The 21,633-nt window shown below is 53.7% G+C and carries 18 protein-coding genes and 1 pseudogene; 11 read left to right on the forward strand and 8 right to left on the reverse strand.

Going from position 1 to position 21,633, the window contains the following annotated elements:
* The first annotated feature begins 36 nt into the window (after window positions 1-36).
* The gene (locus tag U869_RS0100895) at window positions 37-1,320 is read left to right on the forward strand and encodes an MFS transporter (RefSeq protein WP_025119167.1); all 1,284 of its coding nucleotides are present in this window, start codon (window positions 37-39) and stop codon (window positions 1,318-1,320) included.
* A gap of 46 nt (window positions 1,321-1,366) precedes the next feature.
* Here U869_RS0100895 and U869_RS0100900 read toward each other — a convergent pair whose 3' ends face one another.
* The gene (locus tag U869_RS0100900; protein ID WP_025119166.1) at window positions 1,367-1,732 is read right to left on the reverse strand and encodes a hypothetical protein; all 366 of its coding nucleotides are present in this window, start codon (window positions 1,730-1,732) and stop codon (window positions 1,367-1,369) included.
* 354 nt (window positions 1,733-2,086) lie between these two features.
* On the opposite strand from U869_RS0100900, the gene tyrR reads away from it, so the two are divergent.
* Entirely contained in the window at window positions 2,087-3,658 is a 1,572-nt protein-coding gene (gene tyrR / locus U869_RS0100905; RefSeq protein ID WP_025119165.1) for a transcriptional regulator TyrR, read from the forward strand.
* Between the two features lie 63 nt (window positions 3,659-3,721).
* Here the strand turns inward: tyrR and tpx are convergent, their stop codons facing one another.
* Window positions 3,722-4,225: a thiol peroxidase gene (gene tpx / locus U869_RS0100910; protein WP_025119164.1), complete on the reverse strand. Its 504-nt coding sequence runs from the start codon at window positions 4,223-4,225 to the stop codon at window positions 3,722-3,724.
* Window positions 4,226-4,392: 167 nt separating this feature from the next.
* On the opposite strand from tpx, the gene ycjG reads away from it, so the two are divergent.
* Window positions 4,393-5,364 carry an L-Ala-D/L-Glu epimerase gene (gene ycjG, locus U869_RS0100915; protein WP_025119163.1) on the forward strand — a complete coding sequence of 324 codons (972 nt, stop codon included), beginning with the start codon at window positions 4,393-4,395 and terminating at the stop codon, window positions 5,362-5,364.
* Here the strand turns inward: ycjG and mpaA are convergent.
* Window positions 5,361-6,068: a murein tripeptide amidase MpaA gene (gene mpaA / locus U869_RS0100920; RefSeq protein WP_025119162.1), complete on the reverse strand. Its 708-nt coding sequence runs from the start codon at window positions 6,066-6,068 to the stop codon at window positions 5,361-5,363. The genes ycjG and mpaA overlap by 4 nt on opposite strands.
* 148 nt (window positions 6,069-6,216) lie before the next feature.
* On the opposite strand from mpaA, the gene U869_RS0100925 reads away from it, so the two are divergent.
* From U869_RS0100925 to zntB, 3 genes and pseudogenes are all read left to right on the forward strand, one after another.
* On the forward strand, window positions 6,217-6,567 hold the full coding sequence (locus U869_RS0100925; RefSeq protein ID WP_025119161.1) for a hypothetical protein: 351 nt from the start codon (window positions 6,217-6,219) through the stop codon (window positions 6,565-6,567).
* A gap of 163 nt (window positions 6,568-6,730) precedes the next feature.
* Window positions 6,731-8,365: an ABC transporter substrate-binding protein gene (locus tag U869_RS0100930; protein WP_029987219.1), complete on the forward strand. Its 1,635-nt coding sequence runs from the start codon at window positions 6,731-6,733 to the stop codon at window positions 8,363-8,365.
* 140 nt (window positions 8,366-8,505) lie between these two features.
* Window positions 8,506-9,488 (forward strand): annotated as a pseudogene (gene zntB, locus U869_RS29125) (zinc transporter ZntB).
* 324 nt (window positions 9,489-9,812) lie between these two features.
* Here the strand turns inward: zntB and U869_RS0100940 are convergent.
* Both U869_RS0100940 and ttcA read right to left on the reverse strand, forming a co-directional pair.
* Window positions 9,813-10,211 (reverse strand): VOC family protein, encoded by a 399-nt coding sequence (locus U869_RS0100940; protein ID WP_025119159.1) that lies wholly within the window; start codon window positions 10,209-10,211, stop codon window positions 9,813-9,815.
* A gap of 140 nt (window positions 10,212-10,351) precedes the next feature.
* Window positions 10,352-11,293: a tRNA 2-thiocytidine(32) synthetase TtcA gene (ttcA, locus tag U869_RS0100945; RefSeq protein WP_025119158.1), complete on the reverse strand. Its 942-nt coding sequence runs from the start codon at window positions 11,291-11,293 to the stop codon at window positions 10,352-10,354.
* A gap of 329 nt (window positions 11,294-11,622) precedes the next feature.
* Between ttcA and U869_RS0100950 the strand changes: the two genes are divergently transcribed.
* Window positions 11,623-12,306: a hypothetical protein gene (locus U869_RS0100950; protein WP_025119157.1), complete on the forward strand. Its 684-nt coding sequence runs from the start codon at window positions 11,623-11,625 to the stop codon at window positions 12,304-12,306.
* Between the two features lie 31 nt (window positions 12,307-12,337).
* Here U869_RS0100950 and nifJ read toward each other — a convergent pair whose 3' ends face one another.
* Window positions 12,338-15,871, reverse strand: a complete 3,534-nt coding sequence (gene nifJ, locus U869_RS0100955) for a pyruvate:ferredoxin (flavodoxin) oxidoreductase (RefSeq protein ID WP_025119156.1) — start codon at window positions 15,869-15,871, stop codon at window positions 12,338-12,340.
* A gap of 250 nt (window positions 15,872-16,121) precedes the next feature.
* Between nifJ and U869_RS0100960 the strand changes: the two genes are divergently transcribed.
* Both U869_RS0100960 and U869_RS0100965 read left to right on the forward strand, forming a co-directional pair.
* On the forward strand, window positions 16,122-16,454 hold the full coding sequence (locus U869_RS0100960; RefSeq protein WP_025119155.1) for an SMR family transporter: 333 nt from the start codon (window positions 16,122-16,124) through the stop codon (window positions 16,452-16,454).
* A gap of 253 nt (window positions 16,455-16,707) precedes the next feature.
* Window positions 16,708-16,962, forward strand: coding sequence for a DUF333 domain-containing protein (locus U869_RS0100965; protein ID WP_025119154.1), 255 nt, complete (start codon window positions 16,708-16,710; stop codon window positions 16,960-16,962).
* Window positions 16,963-17,078: 116 nt separating this feature from the next.
* Here U869_RS0100965 and hslJ read toward each other — a convergent pair whose 3' ends face one another.
* The gene (gene hslJ, locus U869_RS0100970) at window positions 17,079-17,510 is read right to left on the reverse strand and encodes a heat shock protein HslJ (protein WP_025119153.1); all 432 of its coding nucleotides are present in this window, start codon (window positions 17,508-17,510) and stop codon (window positions 17,079-17,081) included.
* Window positions 17,511-17,565: 55 nt separating this feature from the next.
* Window positions 17,566-18,558, reverse strand: coding sequence for a 2-hydroxyacid dehydrogenase (locus U869_RS0100975; protein WP_025119152.1), 993 nt, complete (start codon window positions 18,556-18,558; stop codon window positions 17,566-17,568).
* Between the two features lie 267 nt (window positions 18,559-18,825).
* Here U869_RS0100975 and U869_RS0100980 point away from each other — a divergent pair, with 267 nt between their 5' ends.
* Together U869_RS0100980 and U869_RS0100985 are read left to right on the forward strand one after the other, a co-directional pair.
* Window positions 18,826-21,438: a YdbH family protein gene (locus tag U869_RS0100980; protein WP_025119151.1), complete on the forward strand. Its 2,613-nt coding sequence runs from the start codon at window positions 18,826-18,828 to the stop codon at window positions 21,436-21,438.
* Window positions 21,435-21,632: a YnbE family lipoprotein gene (locus tag U869_RS0100985; protein ID WP_025119150.1), complete on the forward strand. Its 198-nt coding sequence runs from the start codon at window positions 21,435-21,437 to the stop codon at window positions 21,630-21,632. The genes U869_RS0100980 and U869_RS0100985 overlap by 4 nt, the downstream gene beginning before the upstream one ends.
* Window position 21,633 lies beyond the last annotated feature (1 nt).

Raw genomic sequence — 21,633 nt, forward strand, 5'->3', positions numbered from 1 at the left:
CGCCGTCGCCAACGCTTTTTGTCAAAAGGATCGGTTATGGATAGCGTCAAGGAAAGAAAGTCCCCGGCAAGAGCCATTGTGGCGACTACGTTGGGGAATGGATTAGAGTTTTTTGATTTGGTGCTCTACGCATTTTTTGCTACCTATATAGCAAAGGCTTACTTTCCTGCCGACGATCCGTTAGTCAGCATGGCGACAACTTTCCTGATCTTTGGTATGGGCTACCTTGCCAGACCGCTGGGGGCATTGGTCATTGGGCATTATGCCGATAAAAAAGGGCGTAAGCCTGCAATGACGCTGACGTTCCTGTTGATGGGGCTTAGCACCCTGACCATTGGTATCACCCCGTCCTATGACAGTATCGGGATTGCAGCCCCGATCATCATTAGCCTTGCCAGGCTGATACAGGGCTTCTCCGCTGGCGGTGAGTTAGGCGCATCAACTACCCTGTTAGTAGAGTATGCCAAACCCCATAACCGCGGGTTTTACGGCGGATGGCAGGTGGCGAGCCAGGGGGCCGGTAACGTCTTTGCCGCGATGACCTTGGTGATCCTGGTCAACTGCATGCCAGAGGCGAGTGTGCACGCCTGGGGCTGGCGCATCCCGTTCCTGTTTGGCATCGTGATTGTCCCGGTGGGGCTGTATATCCGCTTTAAACTGGAAGAAACTGCCACTCATACCTTACCCACGGCCAGCAAAAGCGTCAGTAAAATCCCCCTGTTGGAAGTTATCACTACTTATTATAAAGAAACTTTGGCGGGGATATTGCTGACGATGGGGGGAACCATCCCGCATATGATCATCATGTTTTACATTCCCAACTATGCCATCAGCATATTAAAGCTGGATACCAGCTATAGTATGTTAATTGGTGCCATCGCCGGTTTGATTACATTGATAGGTGGGCCGCTGGCGGGTATGTGGTCAGATAAAGTCGGCAGGCTCCGCCTGATTGGCGGGGCAAGAATAGCGATCATTGTGCTGATTTACCCGGCCTTCTATTTACTCAGTAGCCATCCCAGCGTCGAAATGTTGTTAGTGATTATGATTGTACTGAGCATCGTCAATATTATTGGTGCCTCGCCTTCCATCACTATTCTGCCGGAAATATTCCCACGACGGGTAAGGACGACCGGGTTATCTCTGGTGTACAGCGTTGCCGTGGGGATCTTTGGCGGTTTCTCATTATCGGCTTCCTCTTACCTGATCAAATTAACCGGTAATGTCACAGCCCCCGCGTTCTATGTGATCGCCGGCTGTGTTTTATCATTGTTTGCCTTCCTGTACATCAAGGAAACCAGCCAGCAACCGCTCAATTAATTACCGCTACCCTCTCCGTATTAAGTGAGAGGGTACTAAAGTGCGATTACCAGTGATAACCCATGTGCACGCTGTAGTCAGGATCCTGATTGGTGGAGTAGGGATCGGACTGGCGACGGCGATCGGTTTTTTTCACCGGGCCATTAAGCGCCGAATACGATTTGTCGCGTGGGCGGCTACAACCGGGGCGGTCGCATTCAAGATCAACCTGGAAGCCGGTTTTATCTTCTGATTCTGACCAGACCACGGGTGGCTTAGTCGCTTTTTCTGCGGGGCCCAGTGCGACTTTGGGGGCAGTTGCAGGTTTAATGCTGGGCTCCGGTGTCTGGTAGGAGAGATCCAGCGCCAGGGTTGGGGCACTCAACAACAGCGTGGTGCAGCAGAATGCTGCCAGTGTATGCTTGCTACGCATGGTCAATTTTCCGTTATAGTTACGCCGCGCAACTATAAAATAGTCAGACGAGAATTACTATCATTTGTAACCGATGAATGGCCCTTTTGCGGTTTGTAACTACAGATTGACGAAAGAATATCCCCCTGTGGCCACATTATAATCCGCTGCCAAAATAATCCTGCATGTGATAACTCTCTGGAAATGGACTAAAATTACGCCGATGGTGTTATGGGGTGGCGTTTAAAACCGCCAAAAGCAGTGATAAACTGGAGCTCTGTCAACTTTTGCTGACAGATCGCTTCTTCCGTTCGGGGGGAGAGCGTATCATCATCACCAGACCTCCCCGCACTTGCAGAGATAAGGCCAATACTGATGCGTTTGGAAGTATTTTGCGAAGACCGTCTCGGTCTCACTCGAGAATTACTCGATCTTTTGGTATCGCGCGGTATCGATCTGCGCGGCATCGAAATTGATCCTATCGGCCGTATTTACCTGAATTTTTCCCAGCTGGATTTTGATACTTTCCGCGCGTTGATGGCGGAAATCCGGCGGATCAGCGGTGTGACCGATGTGCGCACCGTGAATTTTATGCCTTCCGAACGTGAGCACCGCGCGCTGCGTGCGTTGCTGGAATCGATGCCGGAACCGGTATTTTCCATCGATATGAAAGGCAAGGTGGAGCTGGCCAACCCGGCGGCACAAACGCTGTTCGGCTGTAGCGAGGACAAGATCCGCAATCAGACGGCAACCCAGCTGATTGGCGGTTATAACTTCAGCCGCTGGCTGGAGAGCGAAGACACGTCGCCGCACTCCGAGCGGGTGGTGATCCGCAGCCAGGATTTCCTGATGGATATCACCCCGATCTATCTGGAAGACGAACAGCAACAGAAAGCCACCGTGGGGGCCGTGGTGATGCTTAAATCCACCGCCCGCATGGGCCGTCAGTTGCAGAACCTGTCGGTGAATGACGATACCGAGTTTGACCATATTGTTGCCGTCAGCCCGAAAATGCGCCACGTGCTGGAGCAGGCGCGCAAACTGGCCATGCTGGATGCCCCGCTGCTGATTGTTGGTGATACCGGCACGGGGAAAGATATTCTGGCGCGAGCGTGTCACCTGCGTAGCCCTCGCGGCAAACAACCGTTCCTGGCGCTGAACTGTGCCGCATTGCCGGACGAGGTGATGGAGAGTGAACTGTTCGGCCATGCGCCGGGGGCTTACCCGAATGCGTTGGAAGGCAAGAAGGGCTTCTTTGAGCAGGCTAACGGCGGCTCGGTGCTGCTGGATGAGATTGGCGAGATGTCGCCGCGTATGCAAACCAAGCTGCTGCGGTTCCTCAACGACGGTACTTTCCGCCGGGTAGGGGAAGAGCATGAGGTGCATGTGGATGTGCGGGTGATTTGTGCCACACAGAAAAACCTGACCGAACTGGTGCAGCGCGGTGAATTCCGTGAAGATCTCTATTACCGCTTGAACGTGCTGACCATCACCATCCCGCCGCTGCGTGAACGCCCGCAGGATATCATGCCGCTCACCGAGCTGTTTGTGGCGCGCTTTGCCGATGAGCAAGGGGTCGCCAGGCCGAAACTGGCCAGCGATCTCAACAACTTCCTGTGTAAATACGGTTGGCCGGGTAACGTGCGGCAATTGAAGAATGCCATCTATCGCGCGTTGACCCAAACGGATGGCTACGAACTGCGCCCGCAAGATATCATTCTGCCGGATTTTGAGGTGGAGATAGCGCTGGGGGATGAAGTGATGGAGGGTTCGCTGGATGATATCAGCAAGCGTTTTGAACGCTCGGTGCTGACTCGTCTTTATCGCACTTATCCCAGCACCCGCAAACTGGCTAAACGCCTCGGTGTCTCGCATACGGCAATTGCCAACAAACTGCGTGAATACGGGCTGAGCAACCGCAAGCTCACCGACGAGAGTGAAGAGTAAACCTACCGTTTTTTAAACATAAAAAAGCCCGGCTTTAAAGCCGGGCTTTTTACATCTAGGGACTTATTTCAACGCTGCCAGGGCGGCATCGTAGTCTGGCTCGGTGGTGATTTCATTCACCAGCTCGCTATACAGCACGTTGTCCTGACCATCCAGCACCACAACGGCGCGCGCAGTCAGACCGGCCAATGGACCTTCGGCGATTTCTACGCCGTAAGCCTGCTTGAATTCACCGCCGCGCAGGGTAGACAGAGTCACGACGTTGTTCAGGCCTTCGGCACCACAGAAACGGGACTGGGCAAACGGCAGGTCGGCAGAGATACACAGCACCATGGTGTTATCCAGGCCGCTTGCCAACTGGTTGAATTTACGCACCGATGCGGCACAAACGCCGGTATCAATGCTTGGGAAAATGTTCAGGACTTTGCGTTTACCCACGAAGCTGCTCAGTGCAACGTCTGACAGGTCTTTGGCAACCAGGGTAAAGCTTTTTGCCTGCTCGCCCTGCTGTGGCAGTTTGCCTGCTACAGTGACAGGGTTGCCTTGAAAATGTACGGTCTGAGTCATTGCTCGGTTCCTTTCTACGATGTTTATACAAAGATGCAAACCCGATTAACACCGGGTTCACAATCTCGAAGCAGTTTATGTCAACAATCGCACCTTGGATAGATAAAGTTTGTAAACTGTAGGTATAGTGGACTGACTTTATGTGCTTTTTTCGCTCGGGAGCCGTTATGAGAAGCATGCGTTTTTACCCTGAAGCCTGGCCGTTACATACCGCCTTTGTCATCGCACGCGGCAGCCGGACTGAAGCCAAAGTGGTGGTGGTAGAGATTGAACAGCAGGGGATGCGCGGTGTGGGTGAGTGCACCCCTTATCCGCGTTATGGTGAGAGCGAAGCCTCGGTGATGGAGCAGTTGGCCGAGGTGTCAACAGCCATCGCGCAAGGGATAACACGACAAGAGCTGCAACGCCTGATGCCTGCCGGTGCGGCTCGTAACGCGGTCGACTCGGCATTGTGGGATTTGGAATGTCGCTTGGCTGGCAACGCTCTGTGGCAATTGAGCGGGGTGAGTGCACTTGAGCGCGTCGTGATGGCGCAAACGCTCAGTATCGGCTCGCCGGAAGCGATGGCCTTTGCCGCCAAAGAGCTGGAACAACAGGGCGCGACGCTGCTGAAAATCAAGCTCGACGATCACCTGATCAGCGAAAGGCTGGTCGCGATCCGCACTGCGGTACCACAGATGACGCTGATCGTCGATGCCAATGAGTCCTGGCAACCGGAAGGGCTGGCATCGCGTTGCCAACTACTGGCAGATTTAGGCGTGGCAATGCTGGAGCAACCTTTACCCGCCAGCGACGACAGCGCGCTGGAAAACTTCATCCACCCACTGCCGATTTGTGCCGACGAAAGCTGCCACACCAGCGGCGACCTGCCTCGATTAGCGGGGCGCTATCAGATGGTCAATATCAAACTGGATAAGACCGGCGGGCTGACCGAAGGGCTAAAGCTTGCCGCACAGGCGCGGGTACAGGGCTTCGAGATCATGCTTGGCTGCATGCTGTGCACTTCCAGAGCCATTACTGCGGCGCTACCGTTGGTGCCTGGCGCCCGCTTTGTCGATCTCGATGGCCCAACCTGGCTGGCAAAGGATGTGCAACCAGGTTTGGCCTTCGAATGCGGCGTGATCGAGCTTTCACGCTAGTCTGAGTAGGTCAGTAACTCCACCATGGCGGCAAGGTAGCTTTCACTGGCGGCGTCGGCGGAAATCGGTGGGAATTCGGCGGTAATGCAGGGCAATGACAGGTCTGCACACCAGCTACCGAATGATCCCGGCGTTTCATAGCCGACGCTGGTCACCAGCGGCAGGGTAAACTTGTGGGCCAGCCAGACGCCCAGCGCGGAACTATCCGGATCTTCTATGCAGGCCAACGGCTCATGGAAGGACACCACCCAGCGTGGTTTCAGGCGATGGATCAGATGGCACAACCCCTGAGTTTCCGGTTCTGAACCGGGCCTACCACCGGTGGACAGTCGCACGTCGCGAGCCTCTGCTGCACTGTTCCAACGGTAGACCGTATCGCCAGAGCGCCAGTTGGCCGACGGGAAGTTGCGGTTCAGATCGACGCCGTTGGCATTGGCGCGCAACCCCAGTTGGCAACCATCTGGATTGACCGCCAGGATCACATGATGGCGCAGCTGGGTGGGGGAAATACTGCGCAATGCGCAAGATAGCGTCACCACGGCGGCCGTTTCGTCCCCGTGGGTGCCTGCAATCACCAACCCGGTATCCGGGCCACTTTTGGCCGCCGGGAAATACAGCAGCGGGGCACCTAACATCGATTTACCGTAAGTTTCACCTGCAACTGCCAGCTGGCCACGCTCACTGCGCGGTCTGTGTTGGATCATGGGATTTCCCTGTATGCCAAAGTCAGAAATGATTGCGATGTGATTCAGTCTATTACGCTTTGGGCGATCTTTCCCAGTGGGTTAAGCGAATAAAGTGACGCCGATTGTTATACTATCGGCAGATAGCTAACAATAAAGAGGATTTAACATGCCAGTAGCCAGAGTAGTTGCGCATTACAGCGAAAACGAAAAAGACACCATCACCCTACTGTGCGGCGTGGATGAAGAAAACCAGATCCGCCAGGGAGAGTGGTTTGGTGTGGTGAAAAACGACGATGGGCGCGGTGACGAGTCTAATTATCCGTTCACCCTGCACGTGGATCATCAGAAAGGGGAATTTTACCTCGACTATGGTTTTGACGACGCCGATTCCCGCCAGCTACAAAAGACCGATATCCAGCTTAACCCGCTGGTAGAGAAAGGCTATTTCACCATCTTCGATGAAGAAGAAGGCGAAGAGTTCAGCTACAAGATCGCCAGTATTCATCTTTACGACTGATCCTGACTGACCCCATCAGCCCACAGTGCCGATAACGCCTGTGGGCTTTTTTTTTTGGATCAAACATCCACTTTTTACATTCTTGTTACGCCGGACTATAGGTGGCGAGCATTCTTGTGCTATATGATAAAAAATTCATAGGGTTAACTGGGGCATATCAATAATGACGAGAAAAACAATTGTGGCGAGTTTTCGTTTAACGCTTTGCGCGCTCACCATCAGCGCAAGTATCGGCGGCGCAGTGGCTGCCCAGGTTCCCCCAGGTACCGTGCTGGCGGATAAACAGGAGATCGTGCGGCATATCAAAGATGAGCCGGCTTCGCTCGATCCGATCAAGGCCGTAGGCCTGCCAGAAGCACAGGTTGCCCGTGATTTATTCGAAGGGCTGGTCAATCAGGATGCGCATGGCAAAGTGATCCCCGGCGTTGCCACACGCTGGCAGACCTCGGATAACCAAACCTATATTTTCACCCTGCGCAAAGATGCCCGCTGGTCAAACGGTGACCCTGTCACGGCGAAAGACTTTGTTTACAGCTGGCAGCGGTTGGTTGATCCGAAAAGCCTGTCGCCATTTGCCTGGTTTGCTCAGCTAGCCGGCATCCAAAATGCTGAAGAGATCATCGCAGGTAAGCTGCCTATAGATAAGCTTGGCGTGGTGGCGGTGGACGACCATACGTTAAAAGTCCAACTGAACAAGCCGGTGCCTTACTTTGTCAGCCTGACGGCGAATTTCAGCCTGTTCCCCGTGCCTAAATCCGTGGTTGAGCAATATGGCAACGATTGGACCAAGGTGGGCAATCTGGTTGGTAACGGCGCGTTCAAACTGCAAGAACGCGTGGTTAACGAGAAGCTGGTCCTGGTGCCGAACGACCATTATTGGGACCATAAGCACACCGTGTTGACCAAGGTGACCTTTGTGCCCATCAACCAGGAGTCCAACGCGACCAAGCGCTATCAGGCTGGCGACATCGATATTACCGAATCCTTCCCGAAAAACATGTACCAGAAACTGTTGAAGGATATTCCAGACCAGGTTTACACGCCGGATCAGCTCGGCACCTATTATTACGCCTTTAACACCCAGCGCGCGCCAACCAATGACGTACGGGTGCGCAAAGCGTTGTCTTACGCAATCGATCGCAAAATCATCGCCGAAAAAGTGCTGGGCACCGGCGAGAAACCGGCCTACCACTTCACCCCTGATGTCACTGCTGGCTTCAAGCCGGAAATCAGCCTGTTGCAACAACAGACACAGGAAGAACTGAATGAACAAGCCAAGGCGCTGATGCAGGCGGCGGGCTATGGCCCAAATCATCCCCTGAAACTGACCCTGCTGTACAACACCTCAGAGAGTCACCAAAAGATCGCCATCGCCGTAGCCTCAATGTGGAAGAAAACCCTGGGCGTGGACGTTAATCTGCAAAACCAGGAGTGGAAAACCTATATCGACAGCCGTAATACCGGCAACTTCGACGTAGTGCGCGCCTCTTGGGTGGGGGATTACAACGAGGCCTCGACCTTCTTGTCGCTGCTGACCTCTTCACACAGTGGGAATATCGCCAAGTTCAACAACTCGCAATACGATAAACTGTTGGCCGACGCCAGCCGTGAGACCAAGCCTGCGGCGTTAACTGCCGACTATAACAAGGCCGAGCAGATGATTGCGGCCGAGGCCCCGATCGCCCCAATCTATCAATACACCAACGGTCGTCTGATCAAGCCTTGGGTGAAGGGCTATCCGATCACTAACCCCGAAGATGTCGCCTACAGCCAGGAAATGTACATCCTGAAACACTAATATTCAGCGCAATATTGCTTGCCAAGCCCTCGCCAACGCGGGGGCTTTTTACTTTACGAACCCGTTATGGCGTTGCCTCTTTGATCCCTAAGGCAATAACGCTAGACTCTGTATTAACGGCAAAATAGAGAGGGTTTTGAATGGATGTCATAGAGGGGCGTGAGCTACAGGTGCCCGACGCGGTCTATGCCTATCAACTCGACGGCAAGGGTGGCACCACGCCCATTGAGGCTGACGATAAGATCACCTGCGAGGAGCCTTGCTGGCTGCATCTGGACTACGCGCATCCTGCCAGCGCCGAATGGTTGGCCAACACACCGCTGCTGCCAGACCTGGTCAGAGAAGCACTTTCCGGCGAAAGTACCCGCCCGCGCGTCAGTCGGTTAGGCGAAGGGACGTTGATCACGCTGCGTGGTATCAACTTCAATACGGATTCACGGCCCGATCAGTTGGTGACGTTCCGCGTATATATCACCGATAAAATGATTATCTCCACCCGCCATCGTAAGGTCTACTCCATCGATGAGGTCGTCAATGAATTGCAAAACGGACGGGGCCAACCAACAGCGGCAGTTGGCTGGTAGAGGTTGCTGATGAACTCACCGACCACACCAGCGAATTCATCGAAGATCTGCACGATAAGATTATCGATCTAGAAGATGCGCTGCTGGAGCAACAGACTCCTGAACGTGGGCAGTTGGCGCTGATCCGCAAACAGCTGATTGTGTTACGACGCTACATGGCACCGCAGCGTGATGTCTTCTCACGCTTGGCGAGTGACCGTTTGCCTTGGATGAATGACGATGAACGCCGCCGCATGCAGGACATTGCCGATCGTTTGGGGCGCGGATTAGATGACCTGGATGGCAGCATTGCCCGCACGGCGATCCTGTCCGATGAAATCACTACCGTGATGGCTGATGCCATGAACCGCCGTACCTACACCATGTCGCTGATGGCGATGGTCTTTCTACCTACCACCTTCTTGACCGGGCTGTTTGGCGTCAACCTGGGGGGGATCCCGGGCAGTGGTAGCCCACTGGCGTTTGCCTCGTTCTGCTTTATGCTGGTGGCATTGGTGGGAGGCGTTGCCTGGTGGTTGAGACGTAGCCGCTGGCTATAACAACAAATAGTGGCGATAACGCGAGTAAAGTTGAGCAGTATCAACATTTGCTAACGCGAACTGCGGCATCCTTACTCTCGCAGGTGAATGCAACGTCAAGCGATGGGCGTTGCGCTCCATAATTGTTTTACTTTCTTATTTTTAGAATTATTGCATAGCACATTTAATTCAATACGATGCCGGTCTAACCACCGGCATTTTTTTATGCTTTTTTCTTCGCTCAATCTTCTCCGCGTATGAAATCCATCATCCCAACCAACCGGATTACTCCGTAGGGGCGCCGCATGCTACGCCCGATTATTTGCACACCGCGCCCCGATTGGCTTAAGCCGCGCTTTCATCCCAGAAGCTGGCTTCTATCTTGTGCCCATCCAGATCGCGCACAAAACAGCCGTAATAGGCGGCACCGTAATGGGGGCGTGAACCCGGCGCACCGTCGCCCTGTGCCCCAGCGGCTACCGCCTGCTGATAAAACTCATCAACCTGCTGCTTGCTGGTGGCGAAGAAGCCAATATGCACGCCGTTGGCAGTGCCTGCGGGCTTACCGTCTATCGGCACTTGCAGCCAAAACTCGGGATAGTCACGGCCATAACCGATGGCACCAGGATGCTCCATGACGCGTCGACAACCCAACGCACCGAGAACCTGGTCGTAAAATTTTGCAGCGGCATCAAAATTATTGGTTCCCAGCGATACGTGGGAAAGGCAAGGGGTGATATTCATCGTCGGTCTCCTTATGACTGTATAAAAACACAGTATAAGGCAAAAACCGCACTGTCAGATATTTTTTGTGTGAATTGTGAACAGGATCTAAAATTGCGTGGGGAAAAACATCCGCCTGCGCATGGCAGGCGGAGAAGGGACTATTTGATTTCCAGCACGTTCAGGCGTTCAAACGCAGGTGAACCGTTGTCATCCGCGTCTTCCGGTTGCCAACCCACGGGGTGCAGCGGAATGTCTTCCCGGTCAAAGGCTAAATCGCCGCCATCGACCACTTCGCTACCGTGATGAATACCTTTGAATTCAAACAGCTCGGTATCGCACAGGTGCGAAGGCACCACGTTCTGCATGGCGCTGAACATGGTTTCAATACGGCCTGGGTAGCGTTTGTCCCAGTCGCGCAGCATATCGCCGATCACCTGACGTTGCAGATTAGGCTGAGAACCACACAGATTGCACGGGATAATCGGGAATTCTTTAGCAACCGAGAAACGCTCGATGTCTTTCTCGCGGCAGTAGGCCAGCGGACGGATCACCACGTGTTTGCCATCGTCGCTCATCAACTTGGGTGGCATACCTTTCAGCTTGCCGCCGTAGAACATGTTAAGGAACAGCGTTTGCAGAATGTCGTCGCGGTGATGACCAAGGGCAATCTTGGTAGCACCCAGTTCGGTAGCGGTACGGTAAAGGATACCGCGGCGCAGACGCGAGCACAGGGAGCAGGTGGTTTTACCCTCTGGAATTTTATCCTTCACGATGCCGTAGGTGTTCTCTTCGACGATCTTGTATTCCACCCCCAGACTTTCCAGATAGGCGGGCAGGATATGCTCAGGGAAGCCGGGCTGCTTCTGGTCGAGATTCACCGCGATCAGTGAGAAGTTCACCGGAGCGCTTTTTTGCAGACTGCGCAGGATCTCCAGCATGGTGTAGCTGTCTTTACCGCCAGACAGGCAAACCATGATGCGGTCGCCTTCCTCAATCATGCTGTAGGCCGCGATCGCTTCACCCACGTTGCGGCGCAGGCGTTTTTGCAATTTGTTGAGGTTGTACTGCTCTTTTTGGCTAATTGTTTGATTTTCTGACATTTAAATCGTGCTCGTTCTCAAATTGGGTGCGCATTGGCGGTATGACACTTTTAGCGGGCAAGTTTAGCATTCTCTGGGGGGATTTGATCAGTATTCGTTTGAACTCTTCAAATCGTCTTTTCTCACTCCTATCTACATTTTGCCGTGATCATTTGGCTCGAGGGAAACAAGTCGTGGAAAATGTGTAGTGTATAGTGATGACGACGATGCTAGGCGTGTAAAATTGCTCTACTTGCTCGTGAGCGCGACTACTGTAATTCGATTGCATTTATAATGTATCCTGAACAATTTGGTTATGAAGATTGGTATCAAAAACTCGAAGGGTAAATATGACTCCTGAAGATGTTCGAATGGTAATTTCTGAAATCTTACCCCAGTTAAAAACTATGCAAGTGACTACGTATCTTATTGCGGGAGGGATCGGCTTGTTAGGTGCAACCATTGGTGCATTTGGTGGTGCATATCTCAAAAAACGTGGTGAAAATAGAGCTAATGATGCGCATTTTTCAGCACTGAGTCAGCAATTAAGAGAAACTACGAAAGATACGGAGTGGATAAAAACTTCCTTATCTGGCAGTCATTGGGTAAGCCAACAGAACTGGGTCAGTAAAGAAAAGTATTATACAACTTTGGTGACTCACCTAGCCAACTGGTCCACAGCCATAGTAACTCAAATGAACTATTTCGAAGGCACTAATCCACATGATGCATTTGAAATGCAGAATGATGATTACGTGACAGTTCAAAGAGATAAAGCTAAAGCTGCAAGTGAAGCTATAAGTGAGCTGAAAGGGCCGATTCTAGTTTTTCTTACCGAAGAAACAAACACCTCATTGGATAGGCTTTCTAAAAGTCTATCTGAAGCCGGGGAAGGCTACATTGCGAATGATGATCTGTTGGAAATGATCAATACCGCCTTAACAACTACGCTAAAGAGCATTCTTAATGAGGCAAAAGTTGATCTGAACAAACCGCTGCTTACCATTGATTCGACAACGATTATAGTCAGATAAAAAAGGGCGCGAAATCGCGCCCTCAACATACCTACTCCGAATCAACCTTCTCAGACTTCCCAGCCAGCAGGCTGAGGAAATCATATTTCTGCTTAAGCTCTTTTTCTGCGGCCTGATACAACGCGGCGGCAACTTCAGGCTGCTGCGTGTTGAGGCGACGGAAGCGTTGCTCCTTGTTCAAAGTCGCGGTCAGTTCGCTGTTTGGCGGACGGGAGTCCAGCGCCAATGCGGCTTTACCTTCCTCGGCCCGGCGTGGGTCGAAGCGGTACAGCGGCCAGAAGCCGGTCGCGGTGAGCTGTCGCATTTGGTCGTGGCTCAGTGCCAGATCGTAACCATGCTCCTCACAAGGGCTGTAGGCGATGATCAGTGAAGGGCCAGGGTAGGCTTCCGCCTCCTGAATCGCTTTCACCGTCTGGTTAAGCTGTGCACCCAACGAGATTTGCGCGACATACACATGGCCGTACATCATCATGCTGACGCCGAGATCTTTACGGGCCTTGCGCTTGCCGTTCTCACCAAACTTGGTCACGGCCCCTAGCGGAGTGGCCTTGGATTGCTGCCCGCCGGTATTGGAGTAGCACTGCGTATCCAGCACCAGCACGTTGACGTTTTCGGTCAGGCTCAGCACATGATCCAGGCCGCCGAAGCCGATATCGTAAGCCCAGCCGTCACCACCAATCAGCCAGATGGATTTATCCACCAGGTAATCGGCATCGGTTGCCAACTGGCGGGCATCGTTACCTGGCACGTTGGCCAACAGGCTGCGCAATTCGGCGATCTGCTGGCGGCGTGGGCCGGTGGCGATCTCGTCTGCCTGCAACGAGGCGACCAGTTGGGCAGGTAACTGCGGTGCCAACGTGTCGAGCAGGCGCAATACGCGGCGGCGATGCTGGTCTACCGTCAGGCGGAAGCCCAGGCCAAATTCGGCATTATCCTCAAACAGTGAGTTTGCCCAGGCTGGCCCACGGCCATCGGCGTTGGTGGTGTAAGGCGTCGTTGGCAGGTTACCACCATAGATCGAAGAACAGCCGGTGGCGTTGGCAATCAGCAACCGGTCACCATACAGCTGGGTCAGCAGTTTGATATACGGTGTTTCACCACAGCCGGAACAGGCACCAGAATACTCAAACAGCGGGGAGATCAACTGTGAGGTACGGATATCGATACGTTCCAACTGCGAGGCGTCGATTTCCGGCAGTTGCAGGAAGAAGTCGTAATGCGCTTTTTCCTCTGCCAGATGATCTAGGCGGGAAGCCATATTGATCGCCTTGATTTCCGGATTCTGGCGATCTTTTGCCGGGCAAACCTCAACGCACAGGTTACAGCCGGTACAGTCTTCAGGGGCGACCTGCAATACGTATTTCTGGCCGCGCATATCACGGGATTTTACATCCAGCGATTGCAGCGTAGCAGGGGCGAACTCCATGGCCTCTGGCTGGACGACCTTGGCACGAATAGCCGAATGTGGACACGCGGCGACGCAGTGGTTGCACTGGGTACACAGGTCGGGCTGCCAGATCGGCACTTCTTCGGCAATATTACGTTTTTCCCACTGCGTGGTGCCTACCGGCCAGGTGCCATCCGGTGGGAAGGCAGAAACCGGCAGGGTATCGCCCAGCCCGGCCAGCATCACGGCGGTAACGGTTTTAACAAAGTAAGGAGCGGCGTCGGAAACCACCGGCGGACGTATTGGGCTGTTGCTGTCGAGTGGGCGAAGCGGGATGGCTGTCAGCTCACTCAGCGTGGCCCCCAAGGCCTGCCAGTTACGTTCAACAATTTCCTGGCCCTTGTTGCTATAGCTGCGGGCAATCGCTCCCTGCAACTCCTGCAACGCCACATCACCAGGCAGGATCTGTGACAGATGGAAGAAGGCCATCTGCATGACGGTATTGATACGAGCGCCCAGATGGCATTCGCGCGCCAGCTTGGCGGCGTTGATGATGTACAACTTAGCCTGGCGCTGATGCAGGATCGCCTGAACTTCCTGCGGCAAGCGTGACCAGACTTCATCGGCGCTATAAGGGGTATTGAGCAGGAAAATACCGCCGGGTTTGAGCCGCTCGACCATTTGATATTTGTCGATAAACTGCCACTGGTGGCAAGCGACAAAATCGGCGCGGTCGATCAGATAGGCCGAATTGATCGGTTTGTCGCTAACTCTCAGGTGTGACACCGTCAGGCCACCGGCCTTTTTCGAGTCATAGACAAAATAGCCTTGGGCAAACATCGGCGTGCTGTTGCCGATGATTTTGATGTTGTTCTTGGTCGCAGACACCGAACCATCGCTGCCCAAACCATAGAACAGCGCTTCCAGCGAGGTTCGTTGTGGCAAGGTTTCTTCGCGCAGCGGTAGCGAAAGGCCGGTAATATCGTCGAAAATGCCCACGGTAAAGCGCGGACGGGGTTTATCCAGCATCAGCTCACGGAAGATGGCCAGCGCGCAGTCTGGGCCAAACTCTTTGGAAGACAGCCCATAGCGCCCGCCAATCACCATCGGCATGCGCTCACGCTCACCACGGCTAAAGGCTTCCGCCAGCGCGGTCATCACATCCAGGTATAGAGGTTCGGCCAGAGCGCCAGGTTCTTTGGTGCGATCGAGCACCGCAATTTTTTGCACGCTGTCCGGCAGTACGGCGAGCAGGTGTTTGGCGGAGAAAGGACGATAAAGCCGAACTTTCAGCACGCCCACTTTTTCGCCGTGCGTCAGCAGGTGGTCGATTGCTTCTTCACAGGTGCCGATGGCGGATCCCATCAGGATCACCACGCGCTCGGCCTGCGGATGGCCGTAATACTCAAACGGCTGATAGCTACGGCCGGTGAGTTGGGCAAACTTGTCCATCGCCTGCTGCACGTGCTGGTAAGTATTGTCGTACCACGGATTGGTCGCTTCACGCGATTGGAAATAAGTATCCGGGTTGGCCGAGGTGCCGCGTATTACCGGATGATCTGGCGTCAGGGCCCGGCTGCGATGGGCGTCGATGGCGTCCTGCGGCATCATCTGATGCAGCGTCTCGTCGCTCAGCGGGGCGATCTTGTTGATTTCGTGCGAGGTGCGGAAACCATCAAAGAAGTGGATGAACGGCAGGCGGCTGTTCAACGTGGCCGTCTGAGCGATCAGCGCAAAGTCCTGCGCCTCTTGCACGTTACTGGCGCACAGCATGGCGCAACCGGTCTGGCGTACGGCCATTACATCGGAGTGATCGCCAAAGATGGACAGCGCATGGGTCGCGACGGTACGAGCGGCAACGTGGAGTACAAACGGCGTCAACTCCCCGGCCAGCTTATACAGCGAAGGGATCATCAACAGCAATCCCTGGGAGGAGGTGAAGGAGGTGGAAAGCGCGCCGGTTTGCAACGCGCCGTGCACGGTAGCAATGGCACCGCCTTCGGATTGCATCTCCACAACGTTGGGTACGTCGCCCCAAATGTTCTTCCTGCCGTCACCGGACCAGGCAGCGGTTTGTTCTGCCATGGTCGAACTTGGGGTGATCGGGTAAATGGCTATCACTTCACTGGTGCGGTAAGCCACGGAAGCGACGGCGTTATTACCATCTGTAGTAATCATCTGCAGTACCTTTCTTTGCTCACAAAGCTGCATAAGTCAGCCTTTTATAATCATCGGTAAAGTCTAACAGAGGGGTTTATTGACGCTTTATCGCGTTTGTGTGGCGCACAAAATCGGGATGTAAGGTGATATTTCGTTAAAAAATATTTATCATTCGCCGCACAACGTTAAAACGTCGTCGCGGTTTCACCGTAATTTAATCCCCGCGCCTTATATTTATTCAACACGACACAGAAAGAAGAACCGAGAAATGACTGCATTTATCTATCTAACCATGGCGATAGTCGCCGAAGTGATCGCGACAACCTTGTTAAAAGCCTCGGAAGGGTTTACCCGTTTGTGGCCCTCAGTGTTTGTGGTCTTGGGCTACGTGGTAGCATTTTGGGGGCTGTCGATGGTGGTAAAAACCATGCCGTTGGGGATTGTGTATGCTATCTGGTCGGGTATGGGGATCGTACTGGTGTCTATTGCTGCGGTATTCTTTTACCAGCAGAAGCTGGATTTGCCGGCCGTGATTGGCATGGGGTTGATTATCGCCGGGGTATTGGTGATTAATTTGCTGTCAAAATCGGCAGGGCACTGAATGGCGGTGTGCACTAAAATGTGCCCAGGTTAAAAAAACGACAATTTTATCGCTAATCATATTTCTATTATTAAGCTAACAAGCTAGATTACTTAGGTTGCGTTTCCGGTTGCCGCTTGCTGATTATCAGGCGGCAACTTGAAGCTCAACGGGTGGACATCAAAGATAACCAAACGAGCCCATCGTTCAAGTGGCTCGGGTTATCAGCAATGGCAAAATTACACAGCATCGTTTCGGTTCAGAGGTACGAATAATGATCACAGCAAAATGGCTGCTTGCCGGCGCCATACTCACTTTGGCTGCCTGTAGCAGCAACAATCAAGAACCACAGCAGATCGCGACCAGTGCCAATATTGGTACCATTCCTACCAGCGAAGGTTGTGCCAGCGTGGGTGGGGTCACCACCATTGCCCATTCGCTCAACGGCGATACGCTCAGAATGTGTCAGATGCCGAATGGCAAGCAGTGCGAAGAGTCGGCGCTGGGCCGGGGTGCCTGTTCCCGGTAATTCATAAAATGGGTTCCTGAGCGGGCGCAGCATGCGGCGCCCCTACGCAGTACCACATTACCTGTCAACGACGCTGAACTCGCTCCCTCTCACTAAAGAGAGGGATGGGTGAGGGGCTAGTTAACCCAGTCTTTCAGGGTATAGATCAGTTGATGATCGCTGCCGCTCAGGGTCAGTTGTTGGCCATTGAGCGAGACTTTTGCGCCATTTGCCAGCAGCGTGCCGATGGTGTGATCCCATTGATTACGCTGCGGATCCGTACACATCATGCGGGTAGTGGCGAGGTTTTTCACCGTCAGCACGCCATTTTCTAACTGGCCCTGGCCGAAGAAACGGTTACACATCGATCCGGAAATATTCATTTTCTCACCGAACTCAATGCTCGGGCCGCTGCCTTGTTTCGCCTCAACCGCTACACCATCCACGCTCTGCAACACAAAGTTATGATGCAGCAGGTCGCTGGCTATCACGGTTGGTTGCTCGGTTTTTGCTGTATTACAGCCAGCCAGCAGTGCGCTAGCCATGACTAGAGGGATCAGTTTTTTCATTGTTGTTTCCAGAAGCTAAAACGGGAACAGGGGCGCCAAGCGCGCCCCCAAAATATCAGGCATTAAGCTGATTAGGACAGGCTTCACCCCGCAACAGCTGTTCAATATTTTTCAAGGTAGTTTGCGAAATACTGGTCAGCGCCTCTTCCGTCAGGAACGCCTGGTGGCCGGTAAACAGCACGTTATGACAGGCGGACAGGCGGCGGAAAACGTCATCCTGGATCACGTCGTTGGATTTGTCTTCAAAGAACAGGTCGCGTTCGTTTTCATACACATCCATCCCCAGCGCACCAATCTTCTGCTGTTTGAGGGCATCGATGGCGGCAGAGGAGTCGACCAAGGCTCCGCGGCTGGTGTTAATTACCATCACGCCGTCTTTCATCATCGAGAATGCGTCCGCATTCAGCAGATGGTGGTTTTCCGGTGTTAACGGACAGTGCAGGGTGATCACATCTGACTGGGCATACAATGTCTTAAGATCGACATATTCCGCGCCCAGTTCTAATGCCTGCGCGCTTGGATAGGGATCATAGGCCAATAGCTTCATGCCAAAGCCTTTCAGGATACGCATGGTGGCGACGCCGATCTTGCCGGTACCGATCACCCCGGCGGTGCGGTTATGCATATTGAAACCGATCAACCCTTCCAGCGAGAAGTTGGCATCACGGGTGCGTTGATAGGCACGATGAATGCGGCGGTTAAGGCACATCATCATGCCCACGGCGTGTTCGGCCACGGCCTCAGGTGAATAGGCCGGAACGCGCACCACTTTGATACCCAGCTCTTTCGCCGCATCCAGATCGACGTTATTGAACCCGGCACAACGCAGGGCGAGGATCTCCACCCCGAGCGCGGCCAGCTCTTCCAGCACTTCCCGGCTGCCGTCGTCATTGACGAAGATGCACACGGCCTTGCAGCCGATGGCGGTTTTGGCGGTTTTCTTGCTTAGCAGAAAATCGAAAAACTCCAGCTCATAACCAAACTGCTGATTTACCAATTCAAGATACTTACGGTCGTACTGTTTGGTGCTGTAAATCGCCATTTTCATCGTGGTTTCTCCCGCGTGATTATGTGATCAAATTAACATATTTTGCCAAATACGACAATGGTTTAGCGCGTTATCTCGCCGCGCCGCGTTCAGTGTTTTGTGCTGATAATCAGTGTATTAGCTATTTTCTGTATTCACCGGATAAATATCAAGATTGAGAAACCTATTATATTAATGATGAGAAGGGTTCACCTTCACCTGTCAGGGGATCCGTGTCATCATTACACCGAGCTAATCGATGTTTATCAGGAACTAAACCTGCGCGTAATGACAAAGAAATTAAAAGTATGGCTAGCGCTCGTGGCGAGCATCATTCTGCTGATCATCGCGCTGTGGCAGACTCTGCCTCGCTGGTTACCGCGGGCGATCGCGCCTTGGTTGCCGCAGGGGAGCCAGTTGGTTTTACAAGGGCCCTTGCGCTGGCAGCAAGGGGCTTTGCATCTAGATGGGCTGAAGTTCAGCGCCCAAGGCTGTGCCATAGCCAACGTCAGCGACCTGAAGCTGTCCTACCAAAAGGGGACTTGGCGGCTGAATAGCGAACGGGCCGATGTGGATACGGCTTGCCTGTCAAAACTACCTGCCGCCGAAGGGGACAGCGCACCGCTAACGTTAGACCAACTGCAAGCGATGCTGCCGCCCATTGACCTTAATATCACTCTTCTCACGCTCACCCCTTGGCAAGCCTATGCGGGCAGATTGCAGCTGTCGTCTGCGGCCAATGGCCAACGGCTGCACTATCAAGGGAAGAACATTACCGCCGAAGCGGTGCTGGATGAACATCAACAGCTAACGCTTAACCAGCTCAGTATTACTCCGCCGAACAGCACGACGCCAGTGCAACTGACGGGCAAAATCACCGTGCCGTTGGACATGGACAGTATGCCGAGCCAGGGGGAACTGCAAGGCGAGCTGCAAACTGCCTATCTGGAAAAACCTTTGCTGTTGAATTTGCACTGGCAGGAGCAGCAGGGCGTATTGACACTCACGGAAAAGGGCAGTGAACAACCGCTGGCCACGCTCCCTTGGGCGTTGACGCCGAAGCAGATCAGCATCGAGAAAGGGGAATGGCGCTGGCCGTACCTGGATCAACCGCTCAGCGGTGGGTTGAATCTGGCGTTGCATGATTGGAGCCAGGGGTTTGATGAAACTCAAATTACCGCACGTTTGAACGTGATCACCGCAGGGCACAACGGTAAAGGCAATGCGGTGCTGACGTTGGGGCCAGGCAGCCTGAGCCTGACCAACAGCGATCTGGCATTCCAGCTTACCGGGCAGGCCAACCTGGCTAATCTTTCGCTCACCGCATCAATCCCCGGCATTATCAGCGGCTCGGTCCTTAACCCAACGCTGGTGCTACAGCCGGGTTCTTTACTACGCGCGTGGGGCAACCCGGCACCGGACGTGAAGTTGGAGGAGGCGCGTTTGCCTCTGGCCGGGGTAAAAGTTACCGTTGACGGGATCACCGGCCGTCTGCAAGCGATTATTAGCGCCAGCGAAAACTACTGGGGCCATTTCAAACTGCATCTGGATGGCCAGGCACAAAGTTTCTGGCCAGATCACGGTCAGTGGCAGTGGCGTTCTTGGGGTAACGGCAAATTACCTCCGCTACAGGCCGCTTGGGATGTGGCAGGCAGCGGCCGCTGGCAGGACACCATCATCACCCTCGATCGCCTTTCCACCGGTTTTGATCGAATGAAATACGGACTAGTCACGGTGGCGACGCCGCGTCTGACGCTCAGCCAGGCAATTCAGTGGCAGCGGGATGTCAAAGCACCAAGCCTTACCGGCGGTGTGCAACTGAAGGCGGATAAAACCAGCTTTGGCGAAGGCAGCTATTTGCCCGCTTCGGTGCTGGACTTGCAATTGCAGGGTGCCGGGCCAGACAGTTTCCAATGGCAAGGTGCATTGCAGGCCGAGCAGATTGGGCCAATCACCCTACGTGGCCGCTGGGATGGCGAACGCCTGCGTGGTGAAGGCTGGTGGCCGAAACAGTCGTTAACGGTGTTCCAGCCGTTGATTTCACCCGATCTGAATATCAAACTGCGCGATGGTGAGTTCTATGCCCAGTCGGCATTTTCGGCTGCGCGGGTGCAGGGGTTTGAAGCGGGTGGCCACTGGGTAGTGCGCAACGGCGGTATGTGGCTACCAGATGGAGAAATGAGTGGACTGGACTTTGTGTTGCCCTATCGCTTGAAGAACCATCTGTGGCAGCTTGGAGCCAAGCGCCCAATCATGCTGCGCATCAAATCTATCAAGACGCTGTTCGAGATGCAGAATATTACCGCTGACCTGCAAGGCACCTATCCCTACAGCGAGGCGTATCCACTCACCTTGAGCAACATCGGGGTGGATATGCTCAACGGTCATATCAGCCTCTCGGCATTACGTATGCCGCAGCATGATGCGGCGGTACTCAAACTGGATCAAATCGACCTCAGTGCGCTGTTCACCGCACTCAAACCGAAGCAGTTCGCCATGTCTGGCCGCATCAACGGCGAGTTACTGCTCTACCTGAACCACCCAAAATGGCTGGTGCAAAACGGCTGGATCGCCAATGCAGGTACAATGACGCTGCGGCTGGATAAAGATATGGCCGATGCCATTGGCAGCAATAACCTGGCTACCGGTGCCGCTATCGACTGGTTACGCTATATGGAAATCAACCGCTCCAAGGCGCGGGTCGATCTCGATAATCTGGGTGAACTGACGTTAAAGGTGCATATCGATGGCGTAAATCCGCAGAAAAATGCCAAACGTGAGGTTATCCTTAACTATAGCCATCAGGAAAACGTGTTTCAGCTGTGGCGCAGCCTGCGTTTCGGCGACAATTTACAAGAGTGGCTGGAGCAGGCGCTCTCAAAACCCGAGGAACAACAATGAAGAACGCGACCAGGCCATTGCTGGCAGCCGTGTTGGGCGCATCCTTGCTGAGCGGTTGCGTACCGCGCATTGAGGTGGCGACGCCAAAGGATCCCATCACCATCAATATGAACGTCAAAATTGAGCATGAGATCCACATCAAGGTGGATAAGGACGTCGAGAACCTGCTGAAAGACCAGAGCGGTCTATTCTAGG

This window comes from Serratia sp. H1w (assembly GCF_000633355.1).
GTDB lineage: Bacteria > Pseudomonadota > Gammaproteobacteria > Enterobacterales > Enterobacteriaceae > Chania.